The sequence below is a fragment of the Citrobacter sp. RHBSTW-00881 genome, from assembly GCF_013728515.1.
In the GTDB taxonomy this organism is placed as follows: domain Bacteria; phylum Pseudomonadota; class Gammaproteobacteria; order Enterobacterales; family Enterobacteriaceae; genus Citrobacter; species Citrobacter braakii.
Map to the genome: position 1 here is coordinate 3,961,963 of NZ_CP056269.1, position 17,822 is coordinate 3,979,784.

8 protein-coding genes and 2 pseudogenes are annotated in these 17,822 nt (G+C 51.5%); 1 reads left to right on the forward strand and 9 read right to left on the reverse strand.

The window, feature by feature from the left end; genetic code table 11:
• Positions 1-341 precede the first annotated feature (341 nt).
• Positions 342-527 carry a SymE family type I addiction module toxin gene (locus tag HV311_RS19145; RefSeq protein WP_103765927.1) on the forward strand — a complete coding sequence of 62 codons (186 nt, stop codon included), beginning with the start codon at positions 342-344 and terminating at the stop codon, positions 525-527.
• 55 nt (positions 528-582) lie between these two features.
• Here the strand turns inward: HV311_RS19145 and HV311_RS19150 are convergent, their stop codons facing one another.
• From HV311_RS19150 to HV311_RS19190, 9 genes and pseudogenes are all read right to left on the reverse strand, one after another.
• Positions 583-834 carry a MafI family immunity protein gene (locus HV311_RS19150; RefSeq protein WP_059180798.1) on the reverse strand — a complete coding sequence of 84 codons (252 nt, stop codon included), beginning with the start codon at positions 832-834 and terminating at the stop codon, positions 583-585.
• Between the two features lie 10 nt (positions 835-844).
• Entirely contained in the window at positions 845-1,546 is a 702-nt protein-coding gene (locus HV311_RS19155; RefSeq protein ID WP_317985458.1) for an EndoU domain-containing protein, read from the reverse strand.
• Between the two features lie 256 nt (positions 1,547-1,802).
• Positions 1,803-2,072, reverse strand: a complete 270-nt coding sequence (locus HV311_RS19160) for a hypothetical protein (RefSeq protein ID WP_181626424.1) — start codon at positions 2,070-2,072, stop codon at positions 1,803-1,805.
• Positions 2,059-2,385 (reverse strand): annotated as a pseudogene (locus tag HV311_RS19165) (VENN motif pre-toxin domain-containing protein); the annotation flags it as partial. The gene HV311_RS19160 and the pseudogene HV311_RS19165, both read right to left, overlap by 14 nt.
• A gap of 355 nt (positions 2,386-2,740) precedes the next feature.
• Positions 2,741-3,112: a DUF6911 family protein gene (locus HV311_RS19170; RefSeq protein ID WP_225622988.1), complete on the reverse strand. Its 372-nt coding sequence runs from the start codon at positions 3,110-3,112 to the stop codon at positions 2,741-2,743.
• A 13-nt stretch (positions 3,113-3,125) separates the two neighbouring features.
• Positions 3,126-4,043: pseudogene (locus HV311_RS19175) on the reverse strand (cytidine deaminase-like fold-containing protein); the annotation flags it as partial.
• Between the two features lie 117 nt (positions 4,044-4,160).
• Positions 4,161-4,460, reverse strand: a complete 300-nt coding sequence (locus HV311_RS19180; protein ID WP_103765924.1) for a hypothetical protein — start codon at positions 4,458-4,460, stop codon at positions 4,161-4,163.
• 11 nt (positions 4,461-4,471) lie between these two features.
• Positions 4,472-15,997, reverse strand: coding sequence for a hemagglutinin repeat-containing protein (locus HV311_RS19185; RefSeq protein ID WP_191220319.1), 11,526 nt, complete (start codon positions 15,995-15,997; stop codon positions 4,472-4,474).
• Between the two features lie 12 nt (positions 15,998-16,009).
• Complete coding sequence (locus HV311_RS19190; RefSeq protein WP_196406172.1) at positions 16,010-17,647, reverse strand: ShlB/FhaC/HecB family hemolysin secretion/activation protein; 1,638 nt, start codon at positions 17,645-17,647, stop codon at positions 16,010-16,012.
• Positions 17,648-17,822: the final 175 nt, after the last annotated feature.

A 17,822-nucleotide genomic window follows, 5' to 3' on the forward strand; every position in this document is an offset into this window, starting at 1 on the left:
CTTTCCGTCAGTTACATCCGTTTTTTGATGAGGCGTTTCGCTGGCCGTTACTTTTTGCCCCGACGCGCTTTTTCAGCCCATTACGTAATCCTCCCAACGCCGCACAGTAGCGGAGTGAAGAGCGAGGTTTTAGGTTGTAGAAACACGCTCCCGAAGCGACCAGGGCTGTGCAATTACGGCTCTTCTGGCTTCCAACAATGCTTGTTGAAGCCAATCAAAATCTACCACCCTAATATTCGGTGAAAACTCAACTTTGATGTTATTCTCACCGTCTTCTTGCTGTAAAAGAGCCTGTAAACGCGATTCTACGCCAAAGATCTTTTTCCAAAGCACAGCGGCGGATGAAGATCGGCTATGTCAGTATCCGGCATTTTTACCACCACAACTACACTGCCACCTGGTTTTCCCGCAGCCCCAGCCTGCGCCTGAACGGTAACTGGCTGGCAGAAGTGGGATTCAGCACCGACACGCCGGTCATTGTCAGCGTGGAACAGAGACGACTGGTAATCGAGCCGGTTAAGGGCTGACGGTTAAGAAGAAGATCCCGGCCTGAGGCAGGGATTAGTCATAGCTATCAGGATGTTATTTCTCTGGATTGATATATGTATATCTACTATCTATTTCTAGTCCAAGATCATTAGCTATTTTAAGCACTTGTGTGTATTCATCTTTGCTAATCACAACATCATAATCAGCGATGTGATCACATAGCGTTTCGAATGCTAATACGTTCTCTGAGAACCCAATATAATCTAGGGCAAAGTCAACTAGCGAAGGATCCAACCGATCCTTTAACCCTTCACCTAAAGATCTAATTTTGTCATTAATATCCATTGCGCCCACACTATTTCTTAATTGGCTTTAAAGCTGGAGGAGTCGGATTATTATCCGGGAACGCTGTTACTATTTTCCCACTAGCTGGCTCGTATACCACACGAACTCTAACACCCTCTCGCTCTTCCCAGGCAACCCATCTTGCTGGTCTTCCTGCATTTGTATACGTCCCGCCCGTTCCGGTCTGGGCAAACCATTTGGTATCGGGTGAAGTAGCTATATCACCAACAGTATGAACAACCTTGTCTGCTGACCAACTTTGAGGGAAAACTGTTTTTCCTGGATTTCCGTGATACAGATGTCCACCTTGTGTAGGGCTATCCCCATATAAAATATGCTGTTTCGCTTCCGGCGAAAGGATATCCACATATTTCTGGTTTGCAGGTGATATTCCAAGATCGGAGCTTTTCGCAACAGATAAAAACGCTTTAGCTGCTACATACTGAATCAGTTTTGCTTCACTGGTCGGCACACCACTCGCCAGGATTTCCGCAGCTTGTTGCGGTGTCATTTCTCCATTTGCGGTCAACGCACTGGCCGGAACCCCAAAGAATTCGCCCCAGGCAGTCAACAGACCTTTAACGGCATCCTGCCCTTCAGGTATCTGACCCTGTAAGTTTTTAATCAGTGCTTCTGTTAACTCATCTGCTGTAGCGCCACTCTGGATCATACTGGCTGCAAGTGACTGCTGGGATAACCCCATATCAGCCATGCCTTTTCCGAAGCTGTTCGGACCCAGCGCGTTATTCTCAACAACAACTCGATCCGACGTACACTCCAGTGAGGATGCCCATTTTTCCCTGTGCTTTCCGTGAGTTACAACAGATTTTACCTGCTGTACTTCCGGAACGGCAACTTTTTGCGCTGTTAAGCGTTTTTAGCTCCGCAGACGCTACCGCCCGGCCACGGTACCTAGTGCATTGTTACGTCTTATAAAATGATCCCGGTTCCAACTTCGGGATCTAAAACTATAGATATTTTACTGGGATATGAGATAACTGTTCTTCAGCAGACCAGTTTTCAGGCTCAGATTTTTTATGATGCCACTTAGCACCACCATCTAGCCATTTTTGCCGATATTTCTTAACTCCTTGCAATGTTGAATCTTCGTAACCGAACTCGACCCCACAACAATCACATATATCGTATGTTGGTGATTCTCCATCATCGCCCCAAGGGGCATCTAATTGCTCAGCACCACATACCCGGCAAATATATAGTTCATTATTTTTGTGCATTGAAATAGTCCAAATTTGTTGGATAACCATGATCTGCGGGATCTGGCCTGAACATTGTTTTAGGAACACCATCAGCATTTTTGACTGCAAACGTGTTTGACGATGGATTGTAGTAAATCGTATCACCGTTTTTACGTGTTGTGGAAAGTGTGCCTATTGGCGGATTTGTTACAAAATTATGTGCTGCATCTACATATTGTTTTGAGTTCTGATACTCTGGGAACTCAGATTTGTGTTTATCCCAATGTGAATAAGCATTGGAAACTGGTTCATTCTTCTTAGTTTCTGTCCAAATCTGAGTATCTTTTGGCTTTCCATTCTTAGAGACTCCACCTCCACCCTTCAGTAGCTCGCCATCAGCCCCTTCAATCCTGATTTTCAGCATTGGATTGATATCAAAGATACCGGGCTTATCCTTGCTCAGCGAGTTATTCTCCACAACAACTCGCTCCGGTGCGAACTCAGCCGCCGTAACCACTTTTCCCCTGTACTTTCCGTGGGTTACAACTGCTTTTTCCTGTTGTACTTTATGCCTAGGATTTTTGCGCTGTTAAGCGTTTTTGGGGCCACAGACGCTACCGCCCTGCCGTGACACAAGGTTTATCGCGCCACCATCATATAAGCAAACTACAGTACCACTTAGGATGCTGAAGTCTTGGATTTATATTTCAATTAAGAAGTTCTTTTGATACGTTGCCAGTATCAAAAAACTCTTTTAAGATTTTTACAATAAGTTCACAGTCTTTTGTAAGCTGAGATTCCGGCCAGTAATCTCCAAGAATCACCATTCCTATATCAGGTTTAGATGAATCCCAGTACGTTCTTACTTGGTATTCATCTTCAACAATTTCACCTAATGTTATCAAGTAATAATCATTCTCCGTTCTGACCTGAAGCATTTCAGCGCTATCATCGCCACTGTTCAGTATATCAAGAGTAAGGGTTCCTTTTTTCCCCTGAATTTGTTTAAACTGATTTAATACCATATCCCAATTTGAGATCTGTTTATTGCCACCTGTTTCGTCCAGTGTCCAACTCATTTTAAATTTCATTTTAATCCCTAACCTTGAGAGATTTCATGCCAGGCTGCCAGTAGAGGACAGAACCTGTAGCCTCTTCATAAATTGTTAAAGATTTTAGCCCCGCTTTATCAGCCATAGCTGCTATATCACCGCGGCAATAACCACATACAGGCTCTTTAGATACACTCATTGTCATCTCACGCCCTTGAGACATACCCTTTTCAAAAGCTTGCTGTATAACACCTACTTCAGCATGAGCTGTAGCCATATTGCCATTAGGAAGAGGCTTGTTTTGCTTATCTATTTTAGCTTGGATTCGTCCATCAATGAGTGTTGGCTTATTCACATCTGCTAAGTTGGAAGGCCTTGCCCCCTGATTAGTATCAGTGAACTTAGCTCCATCAACATTACCTTTCGCCACGACCTTAAGACTAGCATCAACTATTTTACTTAATTGTTTTGCTGCAGCAGAACCCAAAATTGGTGTTACCGAAGCCGCAATAATCTCCAGGCCCTGCTTTGTTTCGGTGTAGCTTTCTGCGGTCTGACGATCCACCCCTTTGGTGACCATGAAGTAGTTAATCATGGCGTCTTTCACCTGCTGCTGATTCTGTGCATCAACACTGGTGATATTCAACAGGTTTACTATCTGACCATAAGCATCCGCATATTGTTGGCTCACCTTCGAGTTATACGGCCCGGTTTCATACTCACCTTTGGCCGCGATGACCTCCAGTCTCGCACTCGCGCAAGCCGCACTGCCTGCCGCACCATTTCCGCAGGCCTCGATCACCTTCTGGTCGCTGGCGATATCTTTTTCGCGCAGCTTATTAACTGTTTGCTGTGCTTTCTCACGCTCTGCCGGGTCGTTACTGTTGAGTTTGAGCTTCGCTAACTCAAGCTCTGTCTTCTCTGACACACTCAAGAAGTTATTCTCAACAACAACTCGTTCCGACACGACTATCGAGAACGAACGAGCATTTTTCCTGTTCTGTCAGCAGGTTACAGCCTGTTTTTGCTGACGAACTTTAACGCGAGCAACATTTTTCCCTGACGCACGTTTGAACTATTCCTTTCTTAAATAGACCAAAAATCCATTGAAATTTTTAATGGGTTGAGGATAATCAAGCCTCATAGCAATCGCTTCTATAGCAAAATCCTCATCAAAATCAGCGATCACTTCAGCTTCGACCACTGACACCGATTCTTGATCGCTGTCATCTGGCTCGCCATCGAAATAAAAATGCAAACTTATATTTTTATTTTTTAATTCAACAGTAACAGCTCGAATATTTGAAGTTACATTCCCTAACAAAGCCCTTTGCAATGAGAGCCTTACATACGAATTTAAATCAGAAGAAATCATCACATTTCCCTTCATTTTTCTGATGGCCTCGCTGGAACAATGTGGACGCCATTTTTTCCATAGTGCACGATACCATTTGTTGTTGGTGTGGAGACGCCTGTTTGGGGATCTATATAATTTCCAATAGGCTGTCCATAATTTATGCGTTCCTTCGAGCCTGGCGTTCCAACGGGAGCATTACCTACTTGTTGACCAGTCCCTAATTTGGAAAGCAATGAATCTGCGGAAACGGAAAGAGTACTCTTATTCAACCCTGCTTCAGACGCAATTTTATACTCATTCGTACCAGGAATATGCTTATTCTGCTGGCCCTTGTTAATTGATGTTTTCCCTTTACCAATCCCACCACCGCCGGGCAGTAGCTCGCCATCAGCCCCTTCAATCCCGATTTTCAGCATTGGATTGATATCAAAGATACCGGGCTTATCCTTGCTCAGCGAGTTATTCTCAACTGAATTTTTACCAGACTGCGCCCCTGTTGTCGTGCTTTTCGAATCCCCCCCGGCCAGATTACCTGCCAGCCCGGATGCAATAGTCGCAAGATTGCTGACTAACTGCCTGTCACTTTCATCCAGTTCGCTGACGCGCTTGCCCGGATACATCGTTTTCAGTATCGCATTAGCAGCAAGCTCTCCTGCCGCTGCGCCAGCCGCTCCGGCTGCTACATTGTTCCCCTGCATAGCCGCCGCAGCACCACCCAGTATCGCATGCGCGATGGCTTTAGCCGCGATATCATCCTCGCTGAGGCCCGCCTTATGGCCTATGATATTGGCAAGCTCCGGTGCCGATGCCCCCGCCAGCGCCGCGCCAATATTACCGCCAGCCAGCCCTTGCAGAGCGCCTACTGCAGCCTGAATACCCCGCTGCAAGTCACTGCCCGTACCGTATTTCGTCTGCTCGGTTTTATATGCCGCGGAGTTCCGTAGTTGCGTCTGGTATCTTGCTTTTTCTTCATCACTGGCGTTCACATCCGGCTCAGGAATGCCTTCCTTTGCCAGTGCTTTTTTACCCGCGTTCAGGCCATTTATCTCACCTTGCGTCCGCGCGATATCCGCCGCCTGGTTACCTATCTGGGCTATCAGTTGCACTTCTTGCAGACGTCTCTGCTCTTTTTCCTTGTCAAAAATAGGACTGATGCTGCCGTTTGCATGCTCCGCATCCCGGCTCAGACCGGCGACATCCTGCTTCTGGTTTTCCGTGTCGCGAACAGTTAACGTCCCCTCACTCACCGCCGCCTGCGTTGTTCCTTCCGCATGCCCGCTGCTGCCACCTCCTGCAATCAGGGCGTTCGCCAGATTACCCGCGAACTGTTGACCAATACTGCCTCCCGTACTGATCCCTCCCCCCTGGTGCTCCACTTTGTAATCTGCCTGATTGTGGATATCGCCAAAGCCCAGCGTGCCCGTATCCAGACTGTTTTTATCCACTGAACCGGTAGAAGCAATGACCGCGCCATCCAGTTGGGTGTGCTTGCCCACAGTGATATCAAAGCCACCGTCTCCCGCGAATATCCCGCTCTGCTCCTGCACCGAGTCATAGTCGCTCTTCATCCTGTCGCGGCTGGCATTGATACTCGCAGAAGCCGTCCCCGCGCCGAAGGTATATCCCACTCCTCCGCTCACGCTGTTCTGTTTGCTATCGTAGTGGTCGCTGTCCTGCGTACTGGTAATCGTCAGATCGCGGCCTACATCTGCCGTCACTTGATTGCCGTTGACCTGCGCACCAGCAAGCGTAGTGTCCCGCCCGCTGTTTATCGTGACCTGATTACCCGCATCCACCGTGGTTTCATTCTGCCAGGTGCCGTTGCCTTTCTCACGCCCTTTACTGCTGTTGGCGTTCGCCGAGACGCTGATCCCCGCGCCACCGGAACCCACACCGATACCCACGCCAATACTGCCACCGCTGCTGCTGTTTTTACCGGTCGTCAGTTGCGTATCCTGCGAAGCGATAAGATTCACGTCACGTGTGGCATCCAGCACCACATCCTTACCGGCCTTCACTTCACTGCCTGCAATAGTAATATCGCTTCCTGTGGACGTGATATTGACGCTGTTGCCTGCGTTCAGAGTACTTCCCGTCGTTGAATCCTGCTCACTGTGGGAGGTCGATTTTGAGGACTGTGAGCCCAGAGAAGCACTGACACCTATCGTATTGGTATTGTCTTTAGCGGTCCCTTTCGCCTGATCCAGAGCCACAGCCTGCCCGGCCTGTACTCCGGAGAGAACTGCCTGCGTACCCTGCAGTGCCGCTAGTCGGGAATCGCTGCTTTGTTTTGCTCCCTGTGCTGCTGAAACCGCGCTGTTCACCGCACTGCCCGCAGCCCCCGACAGCGCCACCGTCAGTCCGCTGGTTTTCTGCTCAAACTTCTCATCACGTGTGCGTTTGTCATGACCCGGTTCAATAAGTACGCTGTCGCCGCGAACAGCAATATCTTTCTGGGCGATGATATCCGCGCCGCCGATATGTGCCTGCTGGCCTGCGGTGATACTGACGTTGCCCGCCGTTGAGCCGACAGTACTGAAGCTCTCGCTTTGGGTGGTGCCTTTTTCGCGCAGATCGTGCGTGGTTTTGCTGCTACCGATGGTGAAGCCGATCCCGCCTGACCCCATCAGGCCGCTCTTTTTAGTCTCTTTAAAGCGCCATGAGGTATCGGTATTGGTGGCGGCAACGATATCCACATTGTTGCCAGCCCCCAGCGCCACATTGCCGTCACCGGCAACGGCTGAGCCCTGTACCAAAATGTTATTCCCGGCGGTGACAGTTACATTGTTCCCACTCAGCAGCGCGCCTTTTTCCCGCGTAGCGCTGTCTTCTTCAATCGTATGGGTAGTCTTTTTACTGAGGAATCCTTTTTTGGTTTTCGTGGTTTCCTGGTAGTGATAATCGCTCTCTGTGGCGGTCGTGAGATTCACATCCCGGCCTGCCGTTACGCCGATATCGGCCTGTGCCGTAACATCTGCTGCCTGTGCGTTTACATCACGCCCGGCAATAATGACGGCATCGCCGCCGCTGGCAATTTCCGTTCCCTGCTGGCGTACGGCGTCATTGACCACGGTTTTCTTCTTCGCACGATAGCTGTCGCCGTCGGTCGTTGCTTCAGCCAGCAGGTTGACATCTCGCCCGGCCAGCAGACCGACATCATTCTCCGCAGCCAGCCCAGCCGCATGGGAATTAATATCCTGACCCGCTTTCAACACCAGATTGTCACCCGCTGAAACGGTAGTACGGGAAAGCCCGGTGCTGTGCGATTCACTGCCCCCGTTACGGCTACTTTGCTGAGTGGTAGCCGCATTCAGATTGAGATCGTTACCCGCTGTTAGCTGAGCATTCCCTCCCGCTTTAACATCGCTGGCGGTGATATTGAGGTTATTCCCGGCATTGATACCGAGGTTACCGCCCGCGCTGATGGCGCTACCCTGCCAGTCCACTGACGACCGACCAGTCTCAGTTATCCAGCGTCCGGAGCGACTCCGGGCATCGTTAATCTGGTTGGCATTTACCGCAATATCCCCCCACGCATCCATCAGCAATGAGCCGCCTGCAGAGAGATTCGCGCCAGTAACAGTGATATCTTTGCCTGCCGAGAGCGACAATCCGTCCTGCGCGGTTATCGATGCCGTAGACCCCAGCAGAGTATCTTTAAAGCTCACATTGCGGTATTTGTCCCTGGCACTCACATCAATCTGTTCCGCCAGCGTCAGATTATTGATGTTGCCGCCCAGGCTTTCCAGCGCTACCGTTTTTCCGCTGATGGCGGAGCTGACGTTATTGATATCACCAATCGCGCTCAGGTCGAGGTTGCCCCCGGCCTGCATCAGACCATTGTTAAGGTTGTTAATACTGTTTTGGCTGTCGAGAGTGAGGTCGTTTCTCGCCAACAGCGTACTGCCGGAGTTGGTGATATTCCCGCTGGTAAGCTGAACATTATTCCCGGCAATGACGCTACCGTTGTTCACGGTGATATCTTTCGGCGAGAGATACAGCTTCGGTATCATTACCGTCTCACCGTTGACGGTGGCGGCTTCCCACCACAGCATGCTGTGCTCAAGGGACGCTATCTGATCTGCCGTCAGCGCCACCCCAAATTTCAGTCCCAGCGACTGCTGAGTGCTTGCAGCGCTATCCATCAGATAACGCATCTGGTCAAGGTCAGAACCAATGCCGTTGATGTATCGACTTCCCGTCTTATTCAGCAGGGCGTTACTAACATAGCGGGTATCGAACGCCGCATCACCGAGGAAACGGTAGTCATATTCAGGGTTCAGTTTGAGACGATCGAGCATATAGGCCGATCCCAGGAACTGGTTTTGATCGGTATACGCAATATTGGTTTCACGCGGCGCTTCGCCAGGTTTGATACCCAGCATTGCATTCAAATCACCAAACAGGCTGGGATCGAGCTGACCAAGACCATTCAATTTCGGGTTAACGTTGATCAGATACGGGCTTTTCGGATCGTCAGAGACGACGAAATACCCGTTCTTTCCGGAAGGCAACGGATAAGCGCTGGTATCCACCGTTTTGCCCTGATTTATCCCGGCGGCATTCACGCCCTTCTCGCCTGGGTTAATCAGGCCATTGAGTTGGCCGAGGCTGGCGTTACCTTTCTGCGTGGTAGAAACAGGGTTGAGCGTAGCGTCTGATACGCCGCTGCTTTCCAGTGCGCCGCCGCCGTTAATCTTCTGCAATACGTCATGCAGTCGATCGTTCCACTGTGGAGAGCTGACACTTACCGTGTCATTGCCTGCCAACGCCTGCTTTTGCACCCCATTACTGATGGTTTGGTTGCTGAGGGTGTTGAGAGTAGGGGTAACGATGGTATTGCTAACTCGCCCTGCGTTAGAAGTTGTGTTTTCGTTACCAATAGAGTCAGTAAAATTTGCTGTAACTTTGCCGCCTGCCTGAATCACCGAACGGTAAGTTTCACCTCCTTCCTGAACACGGTCATGCCCTTCAAGGCTAAATGATATTGTGCGTTCTTTAGGAAGCACAATAGTTTCACCTTTACTGTTTCTTCCCTCATTATAACGCGGAGGTAACACATCTATATTATTTACGGCAAATTTCTGACGTGAGTATTTCTCTGGGGTATAGGTATAAACCAGATAATCAGTAAGCGTCCCGGACTGCCAGCTCTGGTTATTTAATGTGCTTCCTGAAAGGTCGATATTATTATTTGCCAGAATAGTACTGGCTGCGTTATCCAGCGCGTTTGCGCCAATTGACAGATTTCGCCCTGATGAAATACGACCGGCGCCGCCAGAGCTGGAAACCTCTGTTTTTACCTGGCTGGAAATGAATTTTTGCGTCGCGGTATCTTTGAACGGCGCGTAGTAATACTGATAATAATGGTGGTAGCTACAGGCTCCATGTGCGTTACAGGCTCCTGATTCTGTTGTGTAGGAATAACCATTAACACCATAGGATTCTGACGGTAATTGGCTTATATCAACTTTTATTGTCGCATCACCTATCCCAGGAATACTGTTTGATCCAGCTATTTGTGTCTGGTTTGTTTTCAGCCCATCCCGCTGATTCAGCAGATGCCCGGTTTTGATGGTGATATCACCGTTCTGGGTTTCGATATTACCGGAGGTGTTGACCACTTCGCTGTTGGCATTTCCCGCCGCATCTCGCTGCATCCACAGATTGTTTCCCGCGAGGATATCGCCGCGCTGGTTGGTAATGGTGTTAGCATATAGCGCCAGATTATTTGCCGCGTACAACAGCGCCGTATTGACGATGGCACCCGGTGCATTGAGCGTCAGAGAGCCACGCGTTCCGGTGAAACCAGAGACTGAAATATTACCGCGACTGGTCAGCGTAATATCGCCGCCGCCCTGTAACGTTCCGGCGGTATTGAGCGCTACGCTGTCGCCGCTGAGATAACTGGCGCCGTTGCCAGTGGTGATTTGTCCATTATTGCTGAGCTGTCCGCCCGCCGTCAGGTTGAGCGATTGCCCCTGAAGCACGCTACGGTTGTCGATAGCGCCATCACTGGTAATGGTCAGCGTTTTACCCGCGGCAAAAGCGCTTTGCACAGTAAAGTCATTCACCAGTTTCAGCGTCAGATTACCCAGCGCAACCACCTGCCCCAACGCACCCAGCCCGTGACTTTCAACGGACAGATCGCCGCCGCTGAACAGTGTCCCTGCCGCATTCTGATTAATCTGGCTGGCATTAACACTCAGTTGCGAGGTGCCCAACAGCGTACCGTTATTTGTTAGTTGCGTGTATTTCACCGCCAGTTGACCGGCCTGCGCGGTTCCCAGGTTGGTAAAACTGGTCCCTGCAAGCGTGGCGCTGTCAGCCAGCCAGTTCCCGCTATTGGTGGCCGTTGCTGCATTCAGAATGAGGTTTGCCGCCTGTAACCAGCCTGCGCCGGAATACTGCGGCGTGGTCAGCTTCATTCCCGCGCCAGAAAGCAGTTTGCCGTCATTGAGTGCGCGAGTTGTGGCATTAAGATGGGTCTCTCCACCGCCCTGCATTAAACCGTAGTTGGACAGCACTGGCGTAGAAAGCGTCAGCCCCTGGCGGCTGACAATCTCCCCGGAAGCCTGGTTTATCAAATCACCGCTCAGCGACAGCGTTGCGCCATTATCCCCTTGCAGTCGTCCGCTGTTGGTCAATGCGCCGGTCGTCATGCCCAGCGTCGCCCCCTGAATTTTGCCCTCATTGGTGACTGACGCCGCAGTCAGATCCAACGCGCCCCCGCTCAGCATACTGCCCGCTTTCTGCTGCCTGACCGCGCCGTTCATGGCAAGCGTAAACGCATTTACGCCGCTAATCTCCGCACTGTTATCAAGGGTTGTCCCCTTCAGCGTAAGATTTTTCGCCGTCCATTGCCCGGCGTTAGCCAGAGAAAGCGCCTGTAGCGTCGCGTTACCAAGGGCAGTAATTTTGCTGCCCGCCGCAGACGTCAGGTTATTTGCGAGCGTAAGCTGCAGAGCGTCGGCGCTTTGTATTGCCCCGTTGTTTGTCAGCGTTTGCGCATTGAGCAGAACAGACTGCCCTTGCCACACGCCGTTATTCGTCACCTCGCCAGAAGAGAGTTTCAGCGTCCCCTGCGTCAGCAGTGAACCACCTGCTGCGTTAATCAATTTCTGTTGCGGTGAAGCCATCGCCATGCGCGCCATCAGACGCTGACGAGCCTCTAGCGTCAGGCTTTGCAGACCGGTCAGCGTCCCCTGATTGTGGATCCGGTTTTGCTGCAGGGTCAGGGTATTTCCCTGTACCGTGCCACTGTTATTAAGCTGCACGCCGTCTAGCGTTACGTCGCTTTCGCTGAGCAGCTTGCCGCTGTTATCAAGCTGCTGCGCGGTCAGTGACATTCCGCCATGACTCATCACTTCGCCTGGTGTAGTAAGGCCGTTGTTTACATCAGCCGTCAGATTACCCAGGCTTATCAGCGATCCTTTGTGCAGCCAGTCATCTGCGGTCAGCGTAAGTTGCTGCCCCTGCAGCGTTCCCTGCGTCGTGATAGTGCCGGCATTGACGCTCAACGCGCCGCCGCTCAGCGTACGGGACGTAATGCCCGTCGTGAGCACATCGCCAGCCAGCGTAAGCCCATTCGTCCCCTGCCACAGGCCTGTATTGTTTAACGTCGAGGCTGCAAGTGTCAGCCTGTCACCGGTAATACGCCCGGCGCTGTTGATATCATCAGCCGTAAGCGTCAGTGCGCCGCCACTTTGAATGTGTCCGGGGTTGGTAAGTCGCCCGGACAGCTTGCCTTCCAGGCCATGCAAACCGTTAAACACGCCGCTGTTATTCAGCGAGTCGGCAGTGAATGTCAGGGTATCGCCTTGCAGTACGCCGGCGTTTTCCATCGCACCGGAATGCACCAGCAGCGCATTACCGGCCAGCCATTTACCTGCGGTATCCGTGATGAAGGTATTCGCAGAAACCGAGGTATTGTCGTTGCTCTGTACCAGACCGCTGTTACGGATTGATTTTCCATCCAGAGTGACACTTTTCGCCGCCAGCGTACCGCGGTTATCCAGGGATGCAGTATTCATCGACGCCCCCTGTTTCGCCACCATACTCCCCTGGTTTCCAACCGAGTTCGCCAGCGTCAGGTTCAGGGAATCGGCCTGAATATCACCTGCGTTAATTAATTTGCTGCCGCGCAGTGTGAAGTCGGTATTTGTCAGCAGCAGACCGTGGTTTTCCAGCGTGTCGAGGCCTAAATCCAACCCCGCGCCGCTAACCAGTTGTCCCTGCTGACCATTGAACATATTGCGGGTGGTGAGTTGTAGCGCCGAATTACCCTGCACAATGCCGTTATTCACCAGCTCCGGTGCGGAAATGCTCAGGGATTTTGCAGCAATCATTTCGTCGTTAAACAACTGTGCCGCAGCCAACTCAAACAGGTTGAGACTGCGCAGCGATCCCTGATTATCCAGTCGCCCGTTAGCCTTAATCTTCAGACTGTCCAGTGCCTGAACGCTGCCGCTATTGCGCAGGTTATCCAGTCTAATCGCCGCGGTACGGCCCTCTAGTTGGCCATCATTTTCAAAACGCTTTCCGCTGAGCTGTAGATCTTCACCGCTGGTCACCTGCCCACCAGCAAGGTTTGTAAAGCGATTCCCATCCCAGGCGAGCGCCTGATTCCCCTGCAGGATCCCACTGTTGCTGAGATCGCCGTGTAATGCCAGCACCTTCGCTGCCAGCATTCCGCTGTTATTCACGCTGGCGGCATGCACGCTCATACCTTGTTGACTGAGTACTTTTCCCTGGTTAGTGAACGCGTTGTGTACTGTTGCCGTTACCCCCGTTTCTCCCAACGCATTACCGCTATTTTGCCACGTATTTGCTTCCAGATTCAGCGTACCGCCCTGCAGCAAGCCAGTGTTGTGGAGAGTCTGATTCTTAAGACTTAATTCACCCACCGACAACACATTACCGTCGTTATTCACGTCCTGACTGTTCAGTGCGAGCGTATCGGCGGCCATGAGTCCGAGGTTATCTGTCTGCTGTCCGTGAACAGATAATGACGTGTCAGCCAGCAGGCGTCCCGCGGCTTCGTTTTTTATCGTCGCATATTCACTTTGCAGATTAACGCCGTTAATTTCTCCGCCGTTAACCAACTGGCTACCGTTGAGGTGCAATGAACCGTCGGTTGTAATCAACCCATGGTTAGCCAGATACGGTATATCCAGCGCTAGAGATGCTTTGCTGTAGAGTGAGCCGCCGCTGAGGTTTTCCAGTCTGTCGGTATGCAGGTTCAGCGCGGTGTTGCCCTGCATCAAACCGCTGTTCACGACATGCTGACTCTGGAGAGTTAACGTGTCGGCGATCAGAGAGCCGCTGCTGGCGAGTCCATCAGATGCAATAATCGAGATGCGTTCGGCGCTGGCGCTACCGCTATGGGTCAGCGTTGTCCCACTGAGCGCCAGAGTATCGGCCAGCAGCTCTCCATGGTTATCAACTGACTGCTGCGCGCTGAAACCGACGCGTTCCCCAGTGGATTTCCCGCCATGACTGAGCCTGTCAGCCGTCACATCCAACGAACCTTTAGCCGCCTGTACGCCGTTCAGCGTCACGTTGTTGCCCGTAATCGCAAGGTCCAGACCGCTCTGCAAATGACCGTCTTTGCCAGTAGTCAACTGCTTTGCGTCGACATTAAGCGCACCAGCGGCATTAACCTGACCGTTCAGATTAAGGTTTTGCGTAACGTTTAACTGTATGTCCTGTTGCCCGGCGATCAGCGAATCTTTCGCGGTGGTGAGGTTTTCAGCATTGACCGTTACCCCCTGGTTGCCAGAGAGGACGCCATGTTGTTCAACTGTCGCGGCCTGCACCGTTAATGTGCCATCAGAGAGCAACTTCCCACCATTACTCAGCGTGGCATCAGCCCGGATATCCGCATCGTTTTTCGCGCTCAGGATCCCCTGCTGGTTCAGCGCTACCGTTTGTACTGAAAGCTGGCCGCCGCTCGCCAGCGTACCCATATTATCCAGCGCCCCGCTGTTGACCGATACGCTGTTACCCTGCATCAGACCTGCGTTGTTAAGGCTGCTGACAGAAACATCAAGACTGCCATTTGCAGCCAGTTGACCACCATTAACGAGGTGCCCACCAGAAAGGGACAACGCGCCTCCCGCATTGACCTGTCCCTGGTTGTTCATGTCGCTACCGGTCAGGCTTAATGCGCCCTTCGCATCGGCACGACTGGCGTTATTCAGAGCTATGCGCTGTGCCTTCAGCGTTAATCCGTTACCTGCTGAGAGCAATCCCCCCTGCGCCGACAGTTCGCCTTGACTGTTAAGGCTGACATCAGTATCACTCCCCAGCGTGGAACGGGTCAGCGCCAGCCCATTAGTACCCGTAACATGCATTTTTTCTTTACTGGTCAGGCTGCCGTCGGTGATTTTCAGCGAACCGTCACTGCGCAGTGAGGTGTTTTTCTGGCTAACCAAAGTGGTTGCCGCAATGGCTACATCCTGTTTAGCAGCCACCTGCAACTCGCCAGCTGCGGCAACCCCGCCCCCCTCGATCGTCACCTTGCCATCGCTGCCCAGTTGCACGCCTGCGCCGCTGGAGAGATTTGCATTCTGTAACGCTAACGCCCCGGTGCTGTTGATGACCATCCCGCTTCCGGTCTTATGACTGCCGGTCAACGTGACGCCTTCGCCACTGGCGGATAGACCACCATTTGCCAGACTGTTGCCGATCGTTAATTTCCCGTTAGCATTGAGGGTGATATCACCCTGACGGGCATTCAGATTCCCGAGGTTGACCCCCAGCCCTTTCTCGCTGGAGACCAGATGAATTCGATTAGCATACATGCCGCCTAACGCACCGGTGTCTACCGCAATTTTCGGTGCTTCCCCTTCGCCATTCAGCGGGCTCACCTGGCCATTCGCCGCCACGCGATTCGCGCCGGCGATAACCGTCAGATCCTTGGCGTGCAGCGCAGCATTAATTTCCGTGGCACGGGCAATAATCGACACCGCATCGCTCTGACTACCATCCAGCCCCTTACCTTCTATGGTAATGCTGCCCTTGCTTACATCCAGCGACTGTAGGTTGCCGTTGGCATCCAACACGGGTTTACCGGTGGTCAGCGTGGCGTTAGGCGTGTTGATAAATCCACAACCATTACAGGTAATGCCATAGGGGTTGGCAACCATGACGTTGGCAGCTTTCCCCGCGACTTCGGTATAGCCCTGAAGCTGCGAACGGTTAGCGCCGGTAACTTCGTTGATGATCCCTGAAGCTTCCTTTCCCGGTTGCAGGTTCGGGTTATTCTGGATGATGCCGCCGAGCTGGGTCTGGGTAAATTGCCCGGTCGCGTTGTTGAGGATCAGCCCCTCTTTTCCCACGTTGTAGTCGTTATATTTATTGTGTGAAATCCCGGACTGGTTCGGCGTGGCAATATTCACCACCGGAACACCATTGGCGGCTTTATCCATCTGCGTATTGCCTTCAGGCGTGATGGCGGCGGCCATCGCTGGGAGCAGTGGTTGGGTAGCCAACAGGAAACTCAACATGCCACTTAGCAAACGCTGGGAAAAACGAACCTGATCCTTTTTCATCACCCTTATTCCTTAAAATGCCACCGCAACGCGGTAATACACATTGAGATGATCCGGCGCCAGCCAGTCCGGATAGTTAACTGGCGTTCCTACGGTAAACTGACTGGAAAACCAGCGCCCTGAACTGGTTAATCCCAGCGCAGCCCCCCACAACGTGCCGGAGGCATAGCTATCAACGTTATCCTGTTTCAGCCAGCCGCCGTCGAATGCCGCTATCGCGCCAATCTGTCCCAGCACCGGCAGCGTAAATAGCGAATAATTCACTTCATTGCGCCAGTAGCCGCCGTTATCTCCAGAAATGTACTGTTCTTTAAAACCGCGAACGGAGGTTTCTCCGCCCAGCGTCAGGCGTTCACTTCCATAGAGTCGGTCTGGAGACCATTGAAAATACACGCTGCTTAGCCACCACAGTTTCTCTGCCAACGGGCGCTGGAAACTACCGCTGACGCTCCATTTGCGAAATTCCGCCCTTGGCACATCACCCTGTTTATCGTTGTCATCCTCTGCGCCAAACCATGGCACGCCCTGGGTGAATGAAGGGTTAAACGTCGCAACGCCGGAAGCAATTTTTTGCGTATGGTTGATGCCCAGCGAAACGCTGGAAAGCTTGCGACTACTGGTTTCCAGCAGGATATCATTCAATTTGTTACGGTTAATTCGATGCGTCAAACCCAGCGATGCAGCGGTTTTGACATCACCATTGCGAAACAAAACCCAGGATCCGTTCAGACGATGGGTTTCGCTATCTCCGGTGGAACGCCAGAGATAACCATTGTTATCAATCGTGCTGAGGTAGTTACTCCAGCTGTAGTTGTAATCAAGCAGTCCGTAGCCGTAAGGAATACTCACGCCGGCCGCAAAGTTCTGCGCATCTTTGCTGCTGGAAAAATCGCTACTGCGTCCGCCGCTAATAAACCATTTATCCGCCAGGCCGAGCATGTTATTGAAAAATAGCGCACCACTGAGCTGTCCGGTTCCGGTGCTCTTTTGTCCACTGTTATCAAAACTAACTGAGCCATTGAGTGGAAATTCAGGCGTGGCGGTGAGGTTAACTATTGAGAACCCCTGCTGACTGCCCGGCAAAATTTCAATTTCCACCGGCGTCTGGCGAACCCGGTTCAACTGCTCCATCCCCTGTTCAATGTCACGCAGATTGAGAATTTTTCCTTCCATTCCGGGAAAGGTCATCAGCAGAGTGCGCGATGGGACGCCTTCCAGACGTATTTGCTGCAATTTACCCTCAAGCACCGCAATGTGCAGCACCCCGGATGAGAGATCCTGTTCGGTTAAAAAGGCACGACTGGTGATGTAGCCTCGACTGATATACCAGTCGGAAATTGCATTTGTCAGTTCCGTAAGGCGGGGAATATTCAGGCATTGATTCACCCATGGCGCGGTAAGCTTTGCCGAGGCAGCGGCGGACAACTTCGTTGCGCCGTCAATATCAATACGCGAAATCATAAAACACGGCCCTTCAGTCTGGGCTGGCGTTTTCGGCGTTACGATTTCGGGTAGCGTAACGCTACGCTCCAGCTCTTCACGCTGGCGCTGGTTTTCATTAAGTCGCTGCTGCTGTTGCTGCTGAATGGTATTCCGATCCGCAGGAGAGAGTGGCGCCGCAGAAACAGTTGTGAACGGCAAAATTAACATCCCAATTAATATTGCCAACTTTCTTTCATCCCTGAACTTCACCCCACCCCCCATAAAAGTACGAAAGCGAACTTGACTGTAAAGCACAGCCGATCCTTGTAAAAAAGCACAAAATGTAAACAAAAGTAAAGACATTAAGTGCTATTTCACTTCATTCCAATTGCATTTTAGGATT